The organism is Streptomyces sp. NPDC006624, from assembly GCF_040611555.1.
In the GTDB taxonomy this organism is placed as follows: Bacteria; Actinomycetota; Actinomycetes; order Streptomycetales; family Streptomycetaceae; genus Streptomyces.
The window spans coordinates 1-17,977 of record NZ_JBEXOM010000035.1; the positions used below are offsets into that span (position 1 = coordinate 1).

At 73.1% G+C, this 17,977-nt stretch carries 18 protein-coding genes and 1 pseudogene; 10 read left to right on the plus strand and 9 right to left on the minus strand.

Annotated features, from left to right (window positions below):
* Window positions 1-120: 120 nt before the first annotated feature.
* The gene (locus ABZY20_RS35545) at window positions 121-1,230 is read right to left on the minus strand and encodes a PP2C family protein-serine/threonine phosphatase (protein WP_356447391.1); all 1,110 of its coding nucleotides are present in this window, start codon (window positions 1,228-1,230) and stop codon (window positions 121-123) included.
* A gap of 87 nt (window positions 1,231-1,317) precedes the next feature.
* Window positions 1,318-2,526 carry a glycoside hydrolase family 64 protein gene (locus ABZY20_RS35550; protein WP_356447393.1) on the minus strand — a complete coding sequence of 403 codons (1,209 nt, stop codon included), beginning with the start codon at window positions 2,524-2,526 and terminating at the stop codon, window positions 1,318-1,320.
* Window positions 2,527-2,912: 386 nt separating this feature from the next.
* Here ABZY20_RS35550 and ABZY20_RS35555 point away from each other — a divergent pair, with 386 nt between their 5' ends.
* Entirely contained in the window at window positions 2,913-3,800 is an 888-nt protein-coding gene (locus ABZY20_RS35555; RefSeq protein WP_356447395.1) for a GNAT family N-acetyltransferase, read from the plus strand.
* Between the two features lie 22 nt (window positions 3,801-3,822).
* Here ABZY20_RS35555 and ABZY20_RS35560 read toward each other — a convergent pair whose 3' ends face one another.
* Window positions 3,823-4,701, minus strand: a complete 879-nt coding sequence (locus ABZY20_RS35560; RefSeq protein ID WP_356447397.1) for a Gfo/Idh/MocA family oxidoreductase — start codon at window positions 4,699-4,701, stop codon at window positions 3,823-3,825.
* A gap of 238 nt (window positions 4,702-4,939) precedes the next feature.
* Between ABZY20_RS35560 and helR the strand changes: the two genes are divergently transcribed.
* Entirely contained in the window at window positions 4,940-7,099 is a 2,160-nt protein-coding gene (gene helR / locus ABZY20_RS35565; RefSeq protein ID WP_356447399.1) for an RNA polymerase recycling motor ATPase HelR, read from the plus strand.
* A gap of 81 nt (window positions 7,100-7,180) precedes the next feature.
* Here the strand turns inward: helR and ABZY20_RS35570 are convergent.
* Window positions 7,181-7,806, minus strand: a pseudogene (locus tag ABZY20_RS35570) (sugar phosphate isomerase/epimerase family protein); the annotation flags it as partial.
* Between the two features lie 232 nt (window positions 7,807-8,038).
* Between ABZY20_RS35570 and ABZY20_RS35575 the strand changes: the two are divergent.
* From ABZY20_RS35575 to ABZY20_RS35585, 3 genes are read left to right on the plus strand one after another with little or no spacing between them, the layout of a single operon-like run.
* Complete coding sequence (locus tag ABZY20_RS35575; RefSeq protein ID WP_356447401.1) at window positions 8,039-8,986, plus strand: ATP-binding cassette domain-containing protein; 948 nt, start codon at window positions 8,039-8,041, stop codon at window positions 8,984-8,986.
* Complete coding sequence (locus ABZY20_RS35580) at window positions 8,983-9,780, plus strand: hypothetical protein (protein ID WP_356447403.1); 798 nt, start codon at window positions 8,983-8,985, stop codon at window positions 9,778-9,780. The genes ABZY20_RS35575 and ABZY20_RS35580 overlap by 4 nt, the downstream gene beginning before the upstream one ends.
* Before the next feature lie 38 nt (window positions 9,781-9,818).
* Window positions 9,819-10,415 (plus strand): TetR/AcrR family transcriptional regulator, encoded by a 597-nt coding sequence (locus ABZY20_RS35585; RefSeq protein ID WP_356447404.1) that lies wholly within the window; start codon window positions 9,819-9,821, stop codon window positions 10,413-10,415.
* A 140-nt stretch (window positions 10,416-10,555) separates the two neighbouring features.
* Here ABZY20_RS35585 and ABZY20_RS35590 read toward each other — a convergent pair whose 3' ends face one another.
* Complete coding sequence (locus ABZY20_RS35590; protein ID WP_356447406.1) at window positions 10,556-10,786, minus strand: hypothetical protein; 231 nt, start codon at window positions 10,784-10,786, stop codon at window positions 10,556-10,558.
* A 285-nt stretch (window positions 10,787-11,071) separates the two neighbouring features.
* Between ABZY20_RS35590 and ABZY20_RS35595 the strand changes: the two genes are divergently transcribed.
* The 3 genes from ABZY20_RS35595 to ABZY20_RS35605 all read left to right on the plus strand — a co-directional run bounded on the left by ABZY20_RS35595 (window position 11,072) and on the right by ABZY20_RS35605 (window position 14,259).
* Window positions 11,072-11,929, plus strand: a complete 858-nt coding sequence (locus ABZY20_RS35595; protein ID WP_356447408.1) for an aldo/keto reductase — start codon at window positions 11,072-11,074, stop codon at window positions 11,927-11,929.
* Window positions 11,930-12,074: 145 nt separating this feature from the next.
* Window positions 12,075-13,844 (plus strand): ABC transporter ATP-binding protein, encoded by a 1,770-nt coding sequence (locus ABZY20_RS35600; protein WP_356447410.1) that lies wholly within the window; start codon window positions 12,075-12,077, stop codon window positions 13,842-13,844.
* A gap of 154 nt (window positions 13,845-13,998) precedes the next feature.
* Entirely contained in the window at window positions 13,999-14,259 is a 261-nt protein-coding gene (locus tag ABZY20_RS35605; RefSeq protein WP_356447412.1) for a DUF5133 domain-containing protein, read from the plus strand.
* A gap of 41 nt (window positions 14,260-14,300) precedes the next feature.
* Here ABZY20_RS35605 and ABZY20_RS35610 read toward each other — a convergent pair whose 3' ends face one another.
* On the minus strand, window positions 14,301-15,269 hold the full coding sequence (locus ABZY20_RS35610) for a helix-turn-helix domain-containing protein (protein WP_356447414.1): 969 nt from the start codon (window positions 15,267-15,269) through the stop codon (window positions 14,301-14,303).
* 190 nt (window positions 15,270-15,459) lie between these two features.
* Here ABZY20_RS35610 and ABZY20_RS35615 point away from each other — a divergent pair, with 190 nt between their 5' ends.
* Window positions 15,460-15,933, plus strand: coding sequence for a hypothetical protein (locus ABZY20_RS35615; protein WP_356447416.1), 474 nt, complete (start codon window positions 15,460-15,462; stop codon window positions 15,931-15,933).
* Between the two features lie 148 nt (window positions 15,934-16,081).
* Window positions 16,082-16,285, plus strand: a complete 204-nt coding sequence (locus tag ABZY20_RS35620; protein WP_356447418.1) for a hypothetical protein — start codon at window positions 16,082-16,084, stop codon at window positions 16,283-16,285.
* A 43-nt stretch (window positions 16,286-16,328) separates the two neighbouring features.
* Here ABZY20_RS35620 and tgmB read toward each other — a convergent pair whose 3' ends face one another.
* The 3 genes from tgmB to ABZY20_RS35635 all read right to left on the minus strand — a co-directional run bounded on the left by tgmB (window position 16,329) and on the right by ABZY20_RS35635 (window position 17,970).
* On the minus strand, window positions 16,329-17,315 hold the full coding sequence (tgmB, locus tag ABZY20_RS35625) for an ATP-grasp ribosomal peptide maturase (protein ID WP_356447420.1): 987 nt from the start codon (window positions 17,313-17,315) through the stop codon (window positions 16,329-16,331).
* A 16-nt stretch (window positions 17,316-17,331) separates the two neighbouring features.
* Window positions 17,332-17,523 carry a putative ATP-grasp-modified RiPP gene (tgmA, locus tag ABZY20_RS35630; RefSeq protein ID WP_356447422.1) on the minus strand — a complete coding sequence of 64 codons (192 nt, stop codon included), beginning with the start codon at window positions 17,521-17,523 and terminating at the stop codon, window positions 17,332-17,334.
* Window positions 17,524-17,646: 123 nt separating this feature from the next.
* Window positions 17,647-17,970 carry a YkvA family protein gene (locus ABZY20_RS35635; RefSeq protein WP_356447424.1) on the minus strand — a complete coding sequence of 108 codons (324 nt, stop codon included), beginning with the start codon at window positions 17,968-17,970 and terminating at the stop codon, window positions 17,647-17,649.
* Between the last annotated feature and the right edge of the window lie 7 nt (window positions 17,971-17,977).

Here is a 17,977-nt window from a genome sequence, read left to right on the forward strand (position 1 = left end):
CATCGGGCGGCCTGTCTGTTTGTCCGCTCTCGCCTCCTTTTCCGCGGCCCGTCCGGCGGGGGCGCCCCCCCCCCCCCCGCCCCCCGCCCCCCCCCCCCCCCCCCCCCCGCCGGCGGTTTGTCAGTGCCCGTGCGGCGGCTGCGGCGCGAGCACCAGCATCGTGACGTCGTCCCCGACGTCCGGGCAGTGCCGCACCAGGTCGGACCACACCCGCTCGGCCAGGGCGGCCGGGTCCTCGGCGGCGAGCCCCGGCAGCCGCTCGGCCAGCGGATAGAAGACCCCGGCGGCGTCCCTGGCCTCGGTGACCCCGTCCGACGCGAGGAACAGCAGGTCTCCGGCGCGCAGCGGCACCGGGACGACCCGGGGCGGCGCGGCCTCGGCGAGCCCCAGCCCGAGCGGTGTGCCCGGCTCGACGTCCGGCTCCAGGACCTTCCCGTCCCGCAGCAGCAGCGGACCGGACTGCCCGCACGCCACGACCCGCACCAGATCCGCGTCGGGGGAGAAGTCCAGCAGCACCGCCGTCGCGAACAGCTCGGCGTGCGGATCGCCCCCCGCGTCCACCGCCAGCCTCCGGTCCAGCCGGCGGGCGACCTCCTCCGGGTCGGGCTGGTCCAGCACCGCCTCCCGGAACGCCCCCAGCAGTGACGCGACCGTGGCGACGGCCGACAGCCCGTGCCCCTGCACATCGCCCATGACCGCCCGGACGCCGTAGGGACCCGCCCGTACGTCGAAGAAGTCGCCCCCGACGAGCGTCCCGCGCTGCGCGGCCCGGTACAGCCCGGCGCACCGCACCGGCCCCACCCGCTCGGGCAGCGGCGGCACGACGGCCCGCTGCGCGACCTCGGCGACGGTCCGCTCGGTGACCAGCTGCGCGTCCCGCCTGCTGCGCACGTACGACAGCAGCACGCTCAGCACCGCGACGAAGCAGACGGTCAGCAGATCCGTACTGCCGGGGTGGTTCAGGCTGAACGTCGGCACGATCAGCACCACGACCACCAGCGCCCCGAGCACGGCCGTCAGCACCGGTCCGTGCGCGAGGACGGCCAGCGGCGGGATGGCGCCCAGCAGGAAGCCGATGTCCAACGGTTCCGGGCTGATCAGCCCCGCCAGGCACACCGCCACCAGCAGCGCGGACGGCAGCACCCGGGCCCAGACCGGCGGCGGTGCGCCGCGCAGCCAGCCCCGCCGGTCCGGGTCCCGGCGGGGCGGCAGACCGCGCACGCTGTTCACATCACCACGCTGCTACGGCACGCGGGCCCCCGCACGCCGGGACCCGGACCGGCGGACCGCGGGCCGGGGCTAGAAGGGCGGCCGGGTCTAGAAGGGCGTGAGCGTCAGCCGGATTCCCGTGGGGGCCGTGTCCTGGATGTAGGAGGCGAAGTCGGCCACGTCGTCGAAGGCGAAGCCGTACGCCTTGCCGTCCCGGGCGGCCGCGTGCATGGCCTTGGCGTAGTGGTTGGTGAGGGCGGTGCCGTAGAAGGACGCGGGGTCGGACGTCGGCTGCTCGGCCGAGCTCAGCAGTGTGGAACGGTTGAACCCGGCGCCCAGGATCGCGGCGACCGGCCCGGTCGTCCCGTCGTTGGGGGCGGCGAGCGCGCCGTCGCAGAACAGCACGTCCCGGGTGGAGGGCCTGCCGAAGGAGACCTCCGCTGGCCCGGTGAAGGAGAACCGGTCGCCGCGCACCCGGCCGGTGAACGTGCCGGCGTTGGTGGTCACCTTCAGGTCCCGGCCGGTGTACGTGCTCCACACCTCGTCGATGGAGGGCGCGAAGTAGTCCCGGGAGAACAGCCCGGCGTCCAGGCCGTGGCCGGGGGCGATGATCCGCGTGTCGTCCACCACCAGCCGCGCGAACTCCGGGACCTCCCGCACCGCGGCGAAGGCCGCCGCCCGGCCCCCGTCCCGCAGCGTGCCCGTCGTCTGGTCCTCGGCACCGGTCAGCCGGATGCTCAGCGGCACGCTGAACATGTCGACCATGGTCGTGTTGCAGAACATCCCCGCGGAGTTGTACGTGAACTCGGCGCAGTCGTGCAGCACCCCGTAGTTGGGGTCCGAGGACACCCAGCCCGCCGGGTACTGCAGGGCCGGGTTGCCGGCCCCGTCGGCGACGACCTTGAACTTGAGCTTCGCGCCCAGCGACACGTAGATCCGGCCCGACATGTACGGCAGGGACAGCCGGGTCTCGCCGCTGCCGGCCAGGGAGATCGCGTAGTCGGTGAAGCCGTCCGGCCCGTTGTCCGACAGGGCCACCGGCGCCAGGGTGCCGTCGGGCCGCAGGCGGACCTGCCGGCCGTCCGCGTTGCCCACGACGTAGACGTGCACGGAGCCGTTGGCGAAGGAACCGCTGTCGTTGACGAGCGTCAGCGGAAGGGCGGCCGCCGCCTTCGGCGCGTTCCGGGACGTCTCCGCCAGCGCGTGGGGGGCCAGCGCGGCGACCGCCGGAGCGGCGACCACCGCGCCGCCGAGGCCCGCCAGGAGCGAACGGCGGGTGAGAGGACGGCGGTGGCGGGGAGCGGGGTGAGGAGTCATGTGGGGGGCCTCCTGGTGTACGGACGGGCAGCGTGCGCGACGGCCCGAATGAGAGCGCTCTCATGTGGGTCGACGCCACGGATGCTACGGACGGGCGGCGCCACAGCCAACCCGTCCGTCACACAGAAATCCCCAAAAACACACCACAGTTGAGGCGCCCCGGGTCGCTTTAAGCGGCTCTTAAGGACCGCTTAAGCCGCTCCCGAAACGCGATGGACGGGCTCCCGGTGATCGCGTAACGTGTGCCGCGCCACGCCCCGAGACGAGCGAAGGAGGGCAGAGCCGTGCAGTCCACACCGTTCCCGCGCTCCCTTTCTGTCGTCCCGGCGTGCCGCGCCTGATCCACCGGGAGCGCTCTCCACAGCGAACCGTCCCGGAGGACACCCATGACCGATCCGGTCATCCGCGCGCTCGACGCGAGCGACGCCGCACTCTTCGACACCCTGCCCGACCCGCTGGGCGCCCGTGAGGGCCACCGGCGCACCCGGCACCGCCCCGACTGGAAACGCGTGGCGCTGCGCGACGGCCGCGTCGTCGCCCGCGGCGCCTGGTGGGGCGGCCCCGACGACACCGAGCCCCTCAACGTCAACTGGTTCGACGTGGCGGACGGCGAGGAGGAGGCGGGCGCCGCACTCCTGCGCTCCGCCCCCTGGCAGGTGGAACTGGAACTCAACCTGCCGTCCGGCTGGCGCGACGACCCGGCCCTGCGCGCCGCCGCCGGAACCCGCGTCACCGCGGCCCGCAAGGCCGGCTACGACCTCCTCGTCGAACGCCTCATCTACCGCTGGACGACCGGCCACGGCCTGCCCGAACGCCGCGCCCGCCTGGAGTACCGCGCCGAACCGGACGACGCCGTCTTCCTCGACGCGCTGCGCCGCATCCACTCCGTCACCCTGGACGCCCACGCCCTGAAGGCCATCGCGGAGGGCGGACTCGACCGGGCCGCCCAGGAGGAACTCGACTTCTTCCACTGGTGCCCCTCGCCCCGCGCGTGGTGGCAGGTCGCGTACACCCCGCAGGGCGAGACGGCGGGCATCCACATCCCGGCCCACAACCCGTCGGGCCCCTGCATCGGCTTCATCGGCGTCCTGCCCGAGCACCGGGGCCGCGGGTACGCCTACGACCTCCTGGCCGAGTGCACCCACTTCCTCGCCGAACGGGGCGCGGAGTTCGTCGCCGCGGCCACGGACCGGGGCAACGTCCCGATGGCCGCCACCTTCGCCAGGGCCGGCTACCCGGTGGTCAAGGAACGCCTCAGCTTCCACCCGGGGTAGGGAGGAAGACCGTCCGCGGGGATCAGCGGGCGTTCAGCAGCCCGTCCGCCGCCGTCAGGACCTCCGTGACACGGAGCCCGAACGCCGCGTCGCACGCGTGCGGGCGGCCCGTCCGGGCGGCGGTGAGCAGGGCGTCGGCGGCCCGCCGGAGAGCGGGCACGGCTCCGCCGGAGTCCTCCGGCAGGACCGCGACGCCGGCCTCCCCGCGGAGTTCGACGGCGGCACCGGCCGCGGCGGGCGGTGCCGTCAGGCTCAGGGTGAGGGTGCTCGACGCGCCGCCCGCGTGGTCGAGGACGACGTGGGCGGTGTCCCCTGGCCCGTACGCCGCCGCCGTCACGTTCCGCACGTCCCCGAGCACCGGCAGCAGCACGGACAGGGCGTGCGGGCCGACGTCCCACAGGGCGCCCTTCTCCCGCCGCCACGGCGTCGCGAAGGGGCTCTCGCTGGTGAACACCGCCCCCAGCCACTGCGCCCGCGCCGTGAACCAGCCCGGCACCGCGGCCTGTTCGGCGATCCAGGCCTCGGCCCCGGGCTGGAAGCGCGTCGTGAAGAACACCACCGAGGCGACCCCGGCCTCCCGGGCGGCCTCCACCACGGCACGGCCTTCCGGCACCGTCGCCGCCAAGGGCTTGTCGAGCAGCAGATGGCACCCGGCCCGCGCCGCCCGCACGGCCAGCCCGGCCTGCACCTGCGGAGGCAGGGCCACGGCGACCGCGTCCACGTCGGCGAACAGCTCGTCGGCGTCGTCGTACGCCCGGACACCGTGCCGCTCCGCCAGCTCCCCGGCGGCCTCGGGGCGGCGCCCCCACACCCCCACGAAGTCCAGCTCCTCGTGCCCGCTCAACGCGGGTGCGTGGGCCAGCTGCGCCCAGGGTCCGGTGCCCAGCAGTCCTATGCGCATGCCGCCGCCTCTCCACGCTGCCCGAAACCGCGGACGGCCGCAGTCCCGGCGGTCGCCCGACGCAGAGCGTGTCACACGCGAACGGGCGCGGGCGAAGGGGGGCGCACAACAGAAAAGGCAAGGAGCGCTCTCCTTGCCACTCTCAACTTATAGCGCACGGGGGGTCTTGCGGCAAGGCCCCCCGTGTACCGCAGACTGTCCGGCCTGAGCCCAGGACCTGCGGAAACGGGAGCATGACGTGACCCCTGTGACCACGAGCGCGTTCGACCTTCCCGACCGCCTCTCACACAAGGCCGACCCGGCCCTGATCGCGCGGGACGAGCGGCACTTCGCCGCGGTCGCCGCCTGCCTGGAAGAGACGATCGCCGACCTGTCCCGCCGCCTGGAGGCCGAACGCAGGGCCCCCGCCGGCAGGGGCCGGCAGGCGATGGACCGCGACGCCGAGGTCCACCGCCTGACCTCCCGCCTGCGCGCCCTGCGCCGCTTCGGACTCGACCTGTGCCTCGGGCACATGGTCGGCGCGGACGACGACGAGCCCGTGTACGTGGGACGGTTCGGGCTCACCGACAGCGAAGGACGCCGGCTGCTGGTCGACTGGCGTTCCCCCGCGGCCGAGCCGTTCTTCGGCGCCACCCACGGCAACCCGATGGGCCTGGCCGCCCGGCGCCGCTACCGCTGGACCGGCGGCCGGGTCAGCGACTACTGGGACGAGGTGTTCACCCCCGACGCCCTCGCCGGGCACGCCGCGCTCGACGACCAGTCGGCCTTCATCGCCGGCCTCGGCGCCCACCGCTCCTCCCGGATGCGGGACGTGCTCGGCACCATCCAGGCCGACCAGGACGCCGTCATCCGCGCCGGCTCCCGCGGCGCCCTCGTCGTCGACGGGGGCCCCGGCACCGGCAAGACCGTCGTCGCCCTGCACCGCTCCGCCTACCTCCTGCACTCCGACCCGCGCCTCGGGCAGCACCGCCGGGGCGGCGTCCTGTTCGTCGGCCCGCACCGGCCCTACCTGTCCTACGTCTGCGACGTGCTGCCCGGCCTCGGCGAGGAGGGCGTGCAGACCTGCATCCTGCGCGACCTGGTCGACGAGGGAGCCACGGCCGGCGACGAGACCGACCCCGAAGCGGCACGTCTGAAGTCGTCCGCCGCGATGGTGGCGGCCATCGAGAAGGCCGTCGGGTTCTACGAGGAGCCGCCCGCCGAGGGCATGACGGTCTCCACCCACTGGTCCGACGTCCGCCTGAGCGCCCGCGACTGGGCCGTGGCGTTCCGGGCGGCGGACCCCGGCACCCCGCACAACGAGGCACGCGACCAGGTCTGGGAGGAACTCCTGACGATCCTCGTGGACAAGCACGAGGGCGGGATCGAGGAAGGACCGCTGCGCGCGTCCCTGGCGCGGGACGGGGAGCTGCGCGCGGCCTTCCACCGCGCCTGGCCGCTCCTCGAGGCGACCGACCTCGTCGGCGACCTCTGGTCGGTGCCCGCCTATCTGCGGATGTGCGCTCCCTGGCTCAGCCGCGACCAGGTGCGCACCCTGCAACGCGCCGACCCGCAGGCCTGGACCGTGTCCGACCTGCCGCTGCTCGACGCGGCACGCCGGCGGCTCGGCGACCCGGAGGCGTCCCGGCGCGGCCGCCGCCAGGAGGCCGCCGTCGCCGCCCAGCGGGAGCGCATGTCCGACGTCATCGACGACCTGCTCCAGGCGCACACCTACGACGACGGCGAAGGCGTGCTGATCATGCTGCACGGCCAGGACATGCGGAACTCCCTGGTCGACGAGAGCGCCCTGCCCACCGCCGACCCGGACCGGCTCGCCGGGCCGTTCGCGCACATCGTCGTCGACGAGGCGCAGGAACTGACCGACGCCGAGTGGCAGATGCTGCTGGCGCGCTGCCCGTCCCGCAGCTTCACCGTCGTCGGGGACCGCGCCCAGGCCCGGCACGGCTTCACCGAGTCGTGGGCGGAGCGCCTCGAACGCGTCGGGTTCGACCGCGTCGGCCTGGCCTCCCTGAGCATCAACTACCGCACCCCGGCGGAGATCATGGCGGAGGCCGAGCCGGTCATCCGGGCCGTGCTGCCGGACGCCAACGTGCCGGTCTCCGTCCGTGCCGGCGGCGTCCCCGTCCGCCACGGGTCCACCGCCGAACGGGACGCGATCCTCGGCGCCTGGCTGGCCGGACACGCCGAGGGGATCGCCTGCGTGATCGGCGACCCGGCGTTCCGCTCGGCGTCGCCCCGGGTCCGTTCACTGACCCCGGAGCTGTCCAAGGGCCTGGAGTTCGACCTCGTGGTGCTCGTCGACCCCGAGGACTTCGGCGACGGTGTCGAGGGCGCCGTCGACCACTACGTGGCGATGACCCGGGCGACCCAGGAACTGGTGATCCTCACCGGCTCCTGACGCCCGCCCGGGCCCCGCGGACGGCACTCCGCGGCCGGCTCCTCGCGGATCCGGTCCAGCATGAACGCCGGCGACGGGGTGGCCCGGCGGGCTGAGGATGTGGCGCAGCCCGCTGGAGCCCTGTGGTCGAAGGTGTCCGCGATGTGCACGTGCTGGAGCCTGTCACCGCGTAGCGCGTCATCGCCGCGACGTCCGCCGCCGGGTCGGCGCCCGAGAGGCGGAAGGGGTGCGGGGCGCAGTACAGGTGGTTCACCCACCGCTTGTTGAGCGCGCGGACGAGGCCGACGGCCGGGGTGTTCCCCTCGCAGAAATCGTCCGGGGTGGGCCTCCAGGTTCAGGGCGATGCCCTCGCGTTGGCACACCGGCAGCAGTTCCTCCAGCGTGCGCCAGAAGGCGGCCTCGCTCGCGGCGGCCTGCTCGGCGCGGCCCTTGAACTCCCAGTTCATCAGCGGGCGTTCGAGGCGGACGGTGATCTCGATCGTCCGCTTCCAGTAGCGGACGGCCGCCTGCCGTTCGGTCTCGTCCGGTGAGGACCACGTGTACAGGGGGAGCACCGAGGACAGGCGCACCCCGTGCGTGCGCAGCGCGTTCTTCGGCTCCGCCACCCGGGCGTCGTCCGCCCGCGGGTGCGGGAAGAACGGCATGAAGTCCTCGCGGGACGACAACTCGATGCACCCGAAGCCCAGTTCGGCGACCGCGCGCACCATCTCGCCGATCGGCAGGGCGCGGTGCAGGGCGTCGTCCGCGGCGGCGTTGACCGGGGCGGTGGCCGGTGTGGTGGCCGGTGTGGTGCCGTCCTTGACGTCCCTGGCCGCTCCGCACCTGCCCAAGCGGGGACGGCGGGTGCCCGACAGAGGAACCTCCCCTCTCGTTTGACAGCGGCACTCCTCCCGCCCACTATGTGAGTGAGCGCTCACACGCTTTGGAGGAATGATGAGTGTGATCAAGACAGCCGGACTCACCCGGCGATTCGGTGAGGTCACGGCCCTGGAAGGGCTGACGCTGCAGCTGCCGCGGGCCGGGGTGATCGGGCTGGTGGGGCCCAACGGGTCGGGCAAGTCGACCCTGATCCGCATGCTGCTCGGGCTGATCGCCCCCACGTCGGGGACGGCCGAGGTGCTGGACGAGCCGATCAGCGCGCCGGGCCGCTACCTGGACCGGGTCGGCGCCCTGGTGGAGAACCCCGCCTTCGTCCCCGGCCTGTCGGCGCGGGCGAATCTCCTGTCGCTGGCCCGGCTGCGCGGCCTGCCGGCGTCGCGGGTGGACGAAGTGCTCCAGGTCGTGGGTCTGACCGGGCGGGACACCGAGCCCGTCAAGCGCTTCTCGCTGGGGATGAAGCAGCGCCTGGGCATCGCCGCGGCCCTGCTGCCCGATCCGGAACTGCTGATCCTGGACGAGCCCACCAACGGGCTCGATCCGTCGGGCATCGTGGAGATCCGCGGGCTGCTGGCCGACCTGGCCCGCTCCGGCCGGACCGTCATCGTCTCCTCGCACCTGCTCGCCGAGATCGAGACGGTCTGCGACTTCCTGGTCGTCATCCGCTTCGGCACCCTGATCTACTCCGGACCCGTCACCGACCTGCTCGCACGCACCAGGCAGCGCATCGAGATCGCGGCGGAGCACGAACGGGACACGGCGGCCCTGCGGGCACTGCTGTCCGCGGACGGCTGGCAGGTGGAGCCCGCCCCCGAGGGGCGGCTCGGCGTCCTCGCCGACGAACGCCAGGGCGCCGACCTCAACCGCACGGCCGCCCGCGGCGGCATCACCCTCAAGTCGATGACCCTGGTGCGCGGCAGCCTGGAGGAGATCTTCCTGGAGATGACCGGCAGCAGCGACAAGGACCTCACGGCAGCCCGCGCAGGGGCTGCGGAACGGAAGGCGTCATGATCAACGCAGTGCGCAGCGAGCTCCTGCGGACCCGCCGCAAGGGCGTCGTCCTCGGCTGGTTCGGTCTGACGATCCTGTTCACCGCCATGATCAACATGGTGATGGCGCAGGTCGTCGGAGCCTCCTCCGCCCAGCCCGAATCAGGTCCCGGTGTCTCCTTCCCGACGCTCGCCCAGTGGCAGGCCGCCGACGGCATCACCGCCGGGCTGTCCTCGGCCGCCGGGATGTACGGGGTGGTGGCCCTGTCCTTCTGGGCGATCGCGACGGCCGGCGACTACAGCAGCGGCCTGATCCGGCTGACCGCCTCCGCCCAGCCCGACCGCGTCCGGCTGCTGCTGGGCAAGGTCGGCGCGCTGACCCTGTGGACGGCCGCCGTCACGACGGTGGCGCTCGTCGCCAACCTGGTCATCGCGCCCATGGCGGCCCGCAGCGCGGACATCGACGTCTCCGCCTGGGGCGAGAACATCGGCCCGACCCTGGCCGGCGCCTGGTTCAACCTGTTCTGCACCCTGTTCGTCTGGGGCGTGATCGGACTGGTGCTGGCCCTGATCACCCGATCCGCGGCCGTCTCGATCTCCGTCGGCGTCGGATACGTCCTCGTCGTGGAGGCGGTCATCACCGCCGCCCTCGACTCCATCGCCGACTGGACGCCCGGGGCCACCCTGGGCGCGCTCGCCAACGGCGGGACCAGCGGCGTGCCGTACGGTACCGCCCTGACCCTCGGCGCCCTCTACACCCTCGTAGGCTTGGGCATCGCGCTCGCCGTGTTCCGGCGCCGCGACATCACCGACTGACCACAGCCCGCCACATGCCTTGGGAAGGGGAACGTGCCATGGCCTCCCGCGGCGCCGCCACGCGCACCAAACTCGTCGACACCACCATCAGACTCGTCGGCGAACTGGGCTACGCCAAGACCACCACCCGGGCCATCGCCCAGGCGGCCGGTGTCGCCGAAGGCACGCTCTACCGGCACTTCCCCGACAAGGCCACCCTGTTCGGCGAAGCGATCCTGCAGCAGAACCAGCACGTCGTCGACTGGATCGACACCCTGCCCGCACGCGCAGGCACCGCGACCGTCGCGGAGAACCTCACCGACTGCCTCACCCAGCTCGCCGCCCTGCGCGCCGACATCCTCCCGCTCGAACTGGCCATGCTCACCGACCCCGAACTCGCCCGTGTCGCCCCGCCCCCCGGCACCCTGCCGGGCCCGCCAGGGCGGCTCGAGGAGTACCTGCGCGCCGAGCAGGGCCTCGGACGCCTGCGCGCCGACGCCGACCCGGCGCACAGCGCCGTCGTCCTGCTGGCCCTGCTGTTCGGCATGGCCATGAACCCGCCCGGCCCGCCGGAGCAGCAGGCGAGTCCCGCCCTGCCCGGCATCGCCGAAGCGGTGGACCTCATCCTCAAGGGCCTCGGACCCGGCGCGGCCTGAAACCGGCCGGCGGACCCTCACGAACCCGTTCCGGGACGCGCCCGGTGCGCGCCGCCCCGTGACGGAACCTCAGCACCGGTGCCCCTCCCCACCCGCGCGAGGCGAGGCACGGGGCGTGGGACGCGCCGCCGTGCCGGGGCTCACCCCTCGTCGGGTGCCCCGGGGTTCCAGTCGTACGGGCCGCCGCCCTGCCACTCGATCAGCTCGGAGTCGTCGACGGCCGTGTCGGCGGTCGGCAGGCCCTCGCGGTGCAGCAGGTCCAGGACGTCGAAGAGGCTGTAGGCGACGCCCATGCGCTCGCCGTGGATGGTCACCAGGCGTCCGCCGTCCGGCGCGGGCGGCTGCACGATGACAGGCGGTTGACCTTCCATAGCCCCACCATGCTCCCGAAACGGCCGTTCCGCAGCCTGATGGACTCCAGAAGCGGGACTGAGGTCTCATCAGGACCCCTCGGCAGCCCTCCGGCAGCCCTCCGGGCGCGCGCGGGTCGATGTCGCCCGGAGGCGGGGGTGGCCGATCGGCCGCGGGGGATTCAGCGGCCCGGGTGCTGAATGCGTTCTCCTTCTTCTATTGGACGTCCGCACCCCACGGCGGCCACGCTGGAGTGGGCCATCGCCCGAACAGCCGAAACGACAGCCGGAAGAGGTCACGAGCCCATGCACACCCGCCGCATCGGTGACGTCGACGTCAGTGCGATCGGTCTGGGCGCGATGCCCATGTCCATCGAGGGCCGCCCGGACGAGGAGCGCTCCCTCGCCACCGTGCACGCCGCGCTCGACGCCGGAGTGACCCTGATCGACACCGCGGACGCCTACCACCGGGACGCCGACGAGGTCGGTCACAACGAGACCCTGATCGCCAAGGCCCTCGCCTCCCACGACCTGGGCGAGGACGTCCTGGTCGCCACCAAGGGCGGCCATCTGCGCCCCGGGGACGGCAGCTGGACGCTCGACGGCAGCCCCCGCCACCTGAAGCAGGCCTGCGAGGACTCGCTGCGCCGGCTCGGCGTGGAGGTCATCGGGCTCTACCAGTTCCACCGGCCCGACCCCCGCGTCCCGTACGCCGAGTCCGTCGGCGCCATCCGGGAACTGCTCGACGAGGGCAAGATCCGCATGGCCGGCATCTCCAACGCGAACCCGGAGCAGATCCGCGAGGCGCACGAGATCCTGGGCGGCCGGCTGGTCTCCGTGCAGAACCAGTTCTCCCCGGCCTTCCGCTCCAGCGAGCCGGAACTGCGCCTGTGCGACGAACTCGGCATCGCCTTCCTCCCCTGGAGCCCTCTCGGCGGCATCTCCAGGGCCGGTGAACTGGGCTCCGAGCACGCCCCGTTCGCCCGTATCGCCGAGGCCCGCGGCGTGAGCCCGCAGCGGGTGTGCCTGGCGTGGATGCTCGCCAAGTCGCCCGTGGTCGTGCCGATCCCGGGCGCGAGCCGCCCGGAGACCGTCCGCGACTCGGCCGCCGCCCCGGAGCTCGTCCTGACGCCCGCGGAACTGGCGGAGCTGGACGCCGCCTGAGCAGACCGAGGGACCCGGGGCGCCGCCCCGGGTCTCATGCTGCGGACACCTGCGACGACACCATCCCCACCCCTGGTGTACTCCAGGCCCGCCAGGGAAGTAAGCGCTTGCCATGCGCACCGGCAACCGGGGAGGACCTCCGTCGATGGCATCGTCGTGGGAAAGACCGCTCGACCACCGCTACCGGGGCGAGCACCCGATCCGCACCCTCGCCTATCTGTTCCGCGCCGACCGGCGGCGGCTGCTCGCGGCCGTCGTCGTCTTCACCGTCAAGCACAGCCCCGTCTGGCTGCTGCCGCTCATCACCGCGTCCATCATCGACACGGTCGTCCAGCACCAGCCCCTCAGCCGGCTCTGGACCAGCACCGGGCTCATCCTGTTCATCCTGCTCGTCAACTACCCCCTGCACGTGCTGTACGTCCGCCTCCTGTACGGCAGCGTCCGCCGGATGGGAACCGCCCTGCGCTCCGCCCTGTGCACCCGCATGCAGCAGCTCTCCCTCGGCTACCACTCCCGGGTCAGCGCCGGCGTGCTCCAGGCCAAGGTCGTCCGGGACGTGGAGACCGTCGAGCAGATGGTCCAGCAGACCGCCGAGACCGGGCTCGGCGCCATCACCGTGCTCACCGGCGGACTCGTCATCATCGCCGTCCGCACACCCGAGTTCCTCCCCGTCTTCCTCGTCGTCGTGCCCGCCGCCGCGCTCCTCGTGGCCCGGCTCCGCGCCCGGCTGCGCACCCACAACGAGCACTTCCGCCACGAGGTGGAAACCCTGTCGTCCCGTGTGACCGAGATGACCCGCCTCATCCCCGTCACCCGCGCCCACGGCCTGGAGGGCAAGGCCCTGCGCCGGATGGACGGCACCCTCGACCGCCTCCTCACCTCCGGTCTCCGCCTCGACCTGGTCAACGGCCGCTTCGGCTCCCTGGCCTGGGTCGTGCTCAACGTCGTCGGCGTGCTGGTCCTGGCCGGCGCGGCGCTGATCTCGTACCACGGCGTCTGGGGCGTCACCGCCGGGGACGTCGTGATGCTCAGCGCCTTCCTGACCACCCTCACCAACTCCACGACCACGCTGGCGGGACTCGCGCCGGTCATCACCAAGGGACTGGAGTCGGTCCGTTCGGTGGGGGAAGTGCTCCAGGCCCCCGAACTGGAGGACAACGAGGGCAAGGCGGAGCTGACCGCCCTGCGCGGCGCCGTCAGCTTCGAGCACGTCGACTACGCCTACGAAACCGACGGGCGCACCGCCGTCCGCGACTTCACCCTGGACGTCCGGCCGGGCGAGACGGTCGCCCTGGTGGGTGCCTCCGGCGCCGGCAAGTCCACCGTGCTCAACCTCGTCATCGGCTTCATCCGCCCCACCTCCGGGCGCCTGCTGCTCGACGGCACCGACATGAACACCCTCGACCTGCGCACCTACCGCCGCTTCCTGTCGGTCGTGCCGCAGGAGCCGACCCTCTTCGACGGCACCGTCCGCGAGAACGTCGCCTACGGCATGGACGACGCAGACGAGGAGAGGGTGCGGGCGGCCCTGCGCGACGCCAACGCCCTGGAGTTCGTCGACCGGCTCCCGAGGGGCCTCGACACCCTGGTCGGCGAGCACGGCGCCCGGCTCTCCGGCGGCCAGCGGCAGCGGCTCGCCATCGCCCGGGCCCTGGTCCGCGACCCCAAGGTGCTGGTGCTGGACGAGGCGACCTCGGCCCTGGACACCCGCTCGGAGGCCCTCGTGCAGCAGGCGCTGACCCGGCTACTGCGCGGACGCACCACGTTCGTCGTCGCGCACCGCCTGTCCACGGTCCGGGGCGCCGACCGGATCGTGGTGATGGGCGATGGCCGGATCGAGGAGGTCGGCACGCACGAGGAGCTGCTGCGCCGGGGCGGGGCGTACACGGCCCTGCACAGCGGTCAGCTCGCATGACGGCGTGATGAGCCGTCCGTCCGGCGGGACCGTCCCCACGGACGATTGGTCGTGAAGCGAATGAATTCGGTCAATGATGAACCGGTGCGCGAGGGGGGTGATTGCTTCGGCACGGTCCGGGCATACGCAGCGAAAACATAGAGAGGGGCGCTTCGTGCTCGTACCGGACCCGAAGGTCGTGAGGACGTTGCTGACGCGGTACGCGTCACTGCAGATCGCGCAGGCGGAAAGGCACACACCGGCCAGGGCACGCGAGGTGGAGGACGTCAGTTACACCCTGTGCGTGATGATGGGGACGTCCGTCATCCATGACGCCATCGCCCGGGCAGACGCCCTGCTGCTCGCCAAGGGGCAGCCCGCGGACGTCACGCCCGCCGACCCCGAAGGGGAGAGCGACCTGTCGCTGGCCGTCTGACACGGCCACGGCCGACGGACCGACGCACGCCCCGACGGCCCTCAGGGGGCCGCCGGGGCGGCGGTCTTCCCGTGGAACGCCGTGCGGTACGCGTACGGCGTGGTGCCCACCACCTTGCGGAACCGCTCCCGGAACGCCGTCGGCGAACCGAACCCCGCCTGCCGCGCGATCCGCTCCACGGAGTGGTCCGTGTTCTCCAGGAGGTACTGGGCGCGCCGCACCCGCGCCCGCAGCAGCCACTGCAGCGGCGTGGTGCCGGTCTGCTCGCGGAAGCGGCGGCTGAAGGTCCGCTCGCTCATCCCCGCGCGGGCGGCCAGCGTGCCCAGCGTCACCTCGTGCGCCAGGTTGTCCTCGATCCACTCCAGCAGCGGCTCCAGTGCCGAACCCCGGGGCACGGGCGGGTGCTCGTGCACGATGAACTGGGCCTGCCCGCCTTCCCGTTCCAGCGGCATGACCGACATCCGGGCGATGTCCGCCGCGACCGCCGAGCCCAGGTCCCGCCGGATCATGTGCAGACACAGATCCAGCGCGGCGGCCGCCCCGGCGGAGGTGAGGATCTGCCCGTTGTCCACGTACAGCACGTCCGGCTGCACCTCGACCGCCGGGAAACGGCGGGCCAGTTCGCCGGCGGCCACCCAGTGCGTGGTGGCGCGCAGCCCGTCCAGCAGCCCGGCCTCGGCCAGCACGAAGGCGCCCACGCACACGGACGCGATCCGGGTCCCGGCCCGAGCCGCCTGCCGCAGGGCCGCCAGCACCCGGGCGGAGGGCGACGCGGCGCCGGGGGCGCAGCCCGGCACGATGACGGTGTCGGCCTCCGCGAGGGCCTCAAGGCCCCGGTCGACGTGCAGGGTGAAGTCGCCGTCCGCGCGTACCCGGGGTGTCTCCGCGCAGAGCCGCACCCGGTAGGCCGGACGCCCGTCCGGCATCCGGGTCCAGGCGAACGTCTGCTGGGGCGCCGCCATGTCGAACGGCACCACTCGGTCGAGAACCAGGATCGCCACGGAGTGCATGACCGCCACCCTAGGCGGGTTCCCGCCAGGCACGGGATACGGGGTCAGAGCGAGCCTCCGGTGCGCGGGCCCATGTCACGGCGGTTGGCGGGAACCCGTGGGAAGCTGTCGTTCCAGCCCATGGGCGCTCGCGCCCCGGCTCCCTAGCGTGAGCCGGGCACCGTCGATCGCACCCATGGAAAGAGCCCCGGTGACCAAGATCCTGCTGTCCCTCCACGTGCTGGCCGCCATCGTCGCCATCGGTCCCGTGACCGTCGCGGCCAGCATGTTCCCGCCCGCGGCCCGCCGCGCCGTCGCCGCCGGCGGTGACGCCCCCGATCCGTCCGCGGCCGGCACCCTCGCGCTGCTGCACCGCATCTGCCGGGTCTACGCCCGTGTCGGAGCGACCGTCCCGGTCCTCGGCTTCGCCACCGCCGCCGCGATGGGCGTGCTCGGCAGCGCATGGCTCGTCACCTCCATCGCCCTGACCGCCGCCGCGGCCGGCGTCCTGGTCGCCTTCGTCCTGCCCCGCCAGGAGGAACTCCTCGACCGGCTGGGCGGCGAACCGACCGCCGACCGCGGCGACACCGTCCAACTCGCCGTGTTCACCGGCGTCTTCAACCTCCTCTGGGCCACGGTCACCGTCCTGATGATCGTCCGCCCGGGCTCCACGACGGGAGCCTGAGGTCCCGGCGGAGCCCGGCGCCCGCCTGTCACAGATGTCCGGTCTGCGTCAAGTCCTCCCCGGGAATTCACACTCCGGGACCTCGGGACGCCTACACTCGCAGTCTTGCCCCTGGACGGGGGCGGCGAGCAGAAAGGCACGTTGACGGGTGTTCCAGGATTCCCCCATCTACGATCGACTCATCGCGGAGCGCGGCGATGTGCCCGGACAGGTGCGCCGCGAGGCCGAACGAGTCAGCAGGGAACTGGAGCTGGTCATGCGGCCCTCACAGTCCCTCGGCTACGACCGCCCGCAGTCCCCGGGCGCCGGCTGGCAGCGCGCCGGGATGCTCCCCGCACCGCGGCCGCAGTGAGCGGTGCGCCAGGTCCGGGCCCGGTGCCTGCCGGGCCCGGTGCTCAACGTACCGTCGTGCCCGAGCCGTTGACGTGCGGCGACGGCTCCAGCGGCACCGGCCGGGCCAGCCACCCGGCGATGGTGCGGGCGATGGGCTGCCCCGTCTCCACCTCCACGAAGCCGAACTGTCCCGACTGATTGCACTCCAGGAACCACCACGTCCCGTCCGCGTCCTCCGCGAAGTCGAAGGCGCCGTAGGCCAGTCCGGCCTCGTGCAGATAGGCCAGGACACCCGGCGCGATACGCGGGGGCACCTCGGTGGGCAGCCAGGGCGAGCCGGGCGCGGCGAACCGCACGTCCACCTCGTCCGGATCCGCGTCCGCCGGGGTCGCCTTACGGGCTGCCAGCATCTGCTCGCCGACCACGGTCAGCCGGATGTCGGCCCGCTTGCTGATCCGGCGCTGCAGCAGCGTCGGCCCGAACGCCACGGCGGAGAAGTCCGTGTCGGGCGCCACCCGGCTCGTCGGCACCGCCCGGGGCGGGTCCTGCGGATGCGCGCCCGACACCGGCTTGACCACCAGCTCCGGGTAGCGCTCGGCGAACTCGCGGGCGGCGCGCGGGAAGGTCGTGATCAGCGTCGCCGGCACGGGCAGCCCGGAACGCTGGGCGAGCCGTAGCTGCCAGGGCTTGTGCCGGGCTCGGCGGGCCGCGTCGGGATGGTTCATCCAGCGCGCGTCGGAGCCCCGCAGCATGCCGTAGAGCGCCTGCGCGGCCTCCTCGGTCAGCCATGCCGACGGCTGCGCCGCGTGCGCTGCCGGAGTGCCGGGGCGGCGCACCCACACCGACCGGAGCCCCCCGATGCTCACCAGCCGCCCCCCGGCGGACAGATGGCCGCGGAACCGGCCGTGGACGTACTCACCCGACAGCGCGACACCCCCGGTCAGGTCCGCGGGATCCACCCGGACCACCGGAACCCCCGTCGCGTTCAGGTGCACGACCACCATGTCCGCGGTCACGTCCTCCTCGCAGGTGAGGATCAGTACGGTCATCTTCGGCGGCCCGCGGTCAGTCGTCGAAGTGCGTCTTGGAGCCGGCGGTGGACGTCGTCGTGCCGAACTCCCTCAAGAGGGCGAAGTCACTGGCCGCCACCCGGCCGTCGCGGAGCACGTTCAACTGCAGTCCGGCGTCGTACGCGTACGGAATGGCAGCTTCCAACTCCACTGCTGGGCGCGCGTAGTTGAGCGCGAACGGTTGCATCGTCTCTCCCTCGTCGGTACTGCGCCGATCCGAGTCGGCGGACCGGAGGGCGCGGCCGCCCCGGTCCGCCGACTCGAAGCGGCTTCCAGAGACTTATACGAATCGAACGGGTGGTTGGTTTCCTTACTTTCCGTAGTCATGCGCCGGTTGCTGGTCAGGCGGGCGTGTCGTGCTGCGCTCCCGTTCGCCGAGGGAGCCGCGGACGGTGCGCAGAGCAAGGAACAGGACGCCGATGTCGTCCAGATACACGGGATCGGGCAACAGATCGACCGGGAGCACGAAATAGAGCAGGGCGCCCCAGAAGACCCAGCGCGGGCCGGTGGGCAGCCCGGCGCGCCGCAGTTCGCGCCGCGTCCGGACCAGCCGGACGAGGACGCCGACGGCGAGACCGAGGACCACGGCCGCGAGCACCGCGGCCAGGATGATCACCGATGTGGTCGTATCCACGGGCTGC

Coding starts and splice junctions, on each gene's coding strand:
- ABZY20_RS35590 (WP_356447406.1), bottom strand. CDS start 10,786: ATGGAAGGTCAACCGCCTGTCATCGTGCAGCCGCCCGCGCCGGACGGC.
- ABZY20_RS35610 (WP_356447414.1), bottom strand. CDS start 15,269: ATGCACTCCGTGGCGATCCTGGTTCTCGACCGAGTGGTGCCGTTCGAC.
- ABZY20_RS35550 (WP_356447393.1), bottom strand. CDS start 2,526: ATGACTCCTCACCCCGCTCCCCGCCACCGCCGTCCTCTCACCCGCCGT.
- ABZY20_RS35595 (WP_356447408.1), top strand. CDS start 11,072: ATGCACACCCGCCGCATCGGTGACGTCGACGTCAGTGCGATCGGTCTG.
- ABZY20_RS35600 (WP_356447410.1), top strand. CDS start 12,075: ATGGCATCGTCGTGGGAAAGACCGCTCGACCACCGCTACCGGGGCGAG.
- ABZY20_RS35585 (WP_356447404.1), top strand. CDS start 9,819: ATGGCCTCCCGCGGCGCCGCCACGCGCACCAAACTCGTCGACACCACC.
- tgmA (WP_356447422.1), bottom strand. CDS start 17,523: ATGCAACCGTTCGCGCTCAACTACGCGCGCCCAGCAGTGGAGTTGGAA.
- ABZY20_RS35560 (WP_356447397.1), bottom strand. CDS start 4,701: ATGCGCATAGGACTGCTGGGCACCGGACCCTGGGCGCAGCTGGCCCAC.
- ABZY20_RS35580 (WP_356447403.1), top strand. CDS start 8,983: ATGATCAACGCAGTGCGCAGCGAGCTCCTGCGGACCCGCCGCAAGGGC.
- ABZY20_RS35555 (WP_356447395.1), top strand. CDS start 2,913: ATGACCGATCCGGTCATCCGCGCGCTCGACGCGAGCGACGCCGCACTC.
- tgmB (WP_356447420.1), bottom strand. CDS start 17,315: ATGACCGTACTGATCCTCACCTGCGAGGAGGACGTGACCGCGGACATG.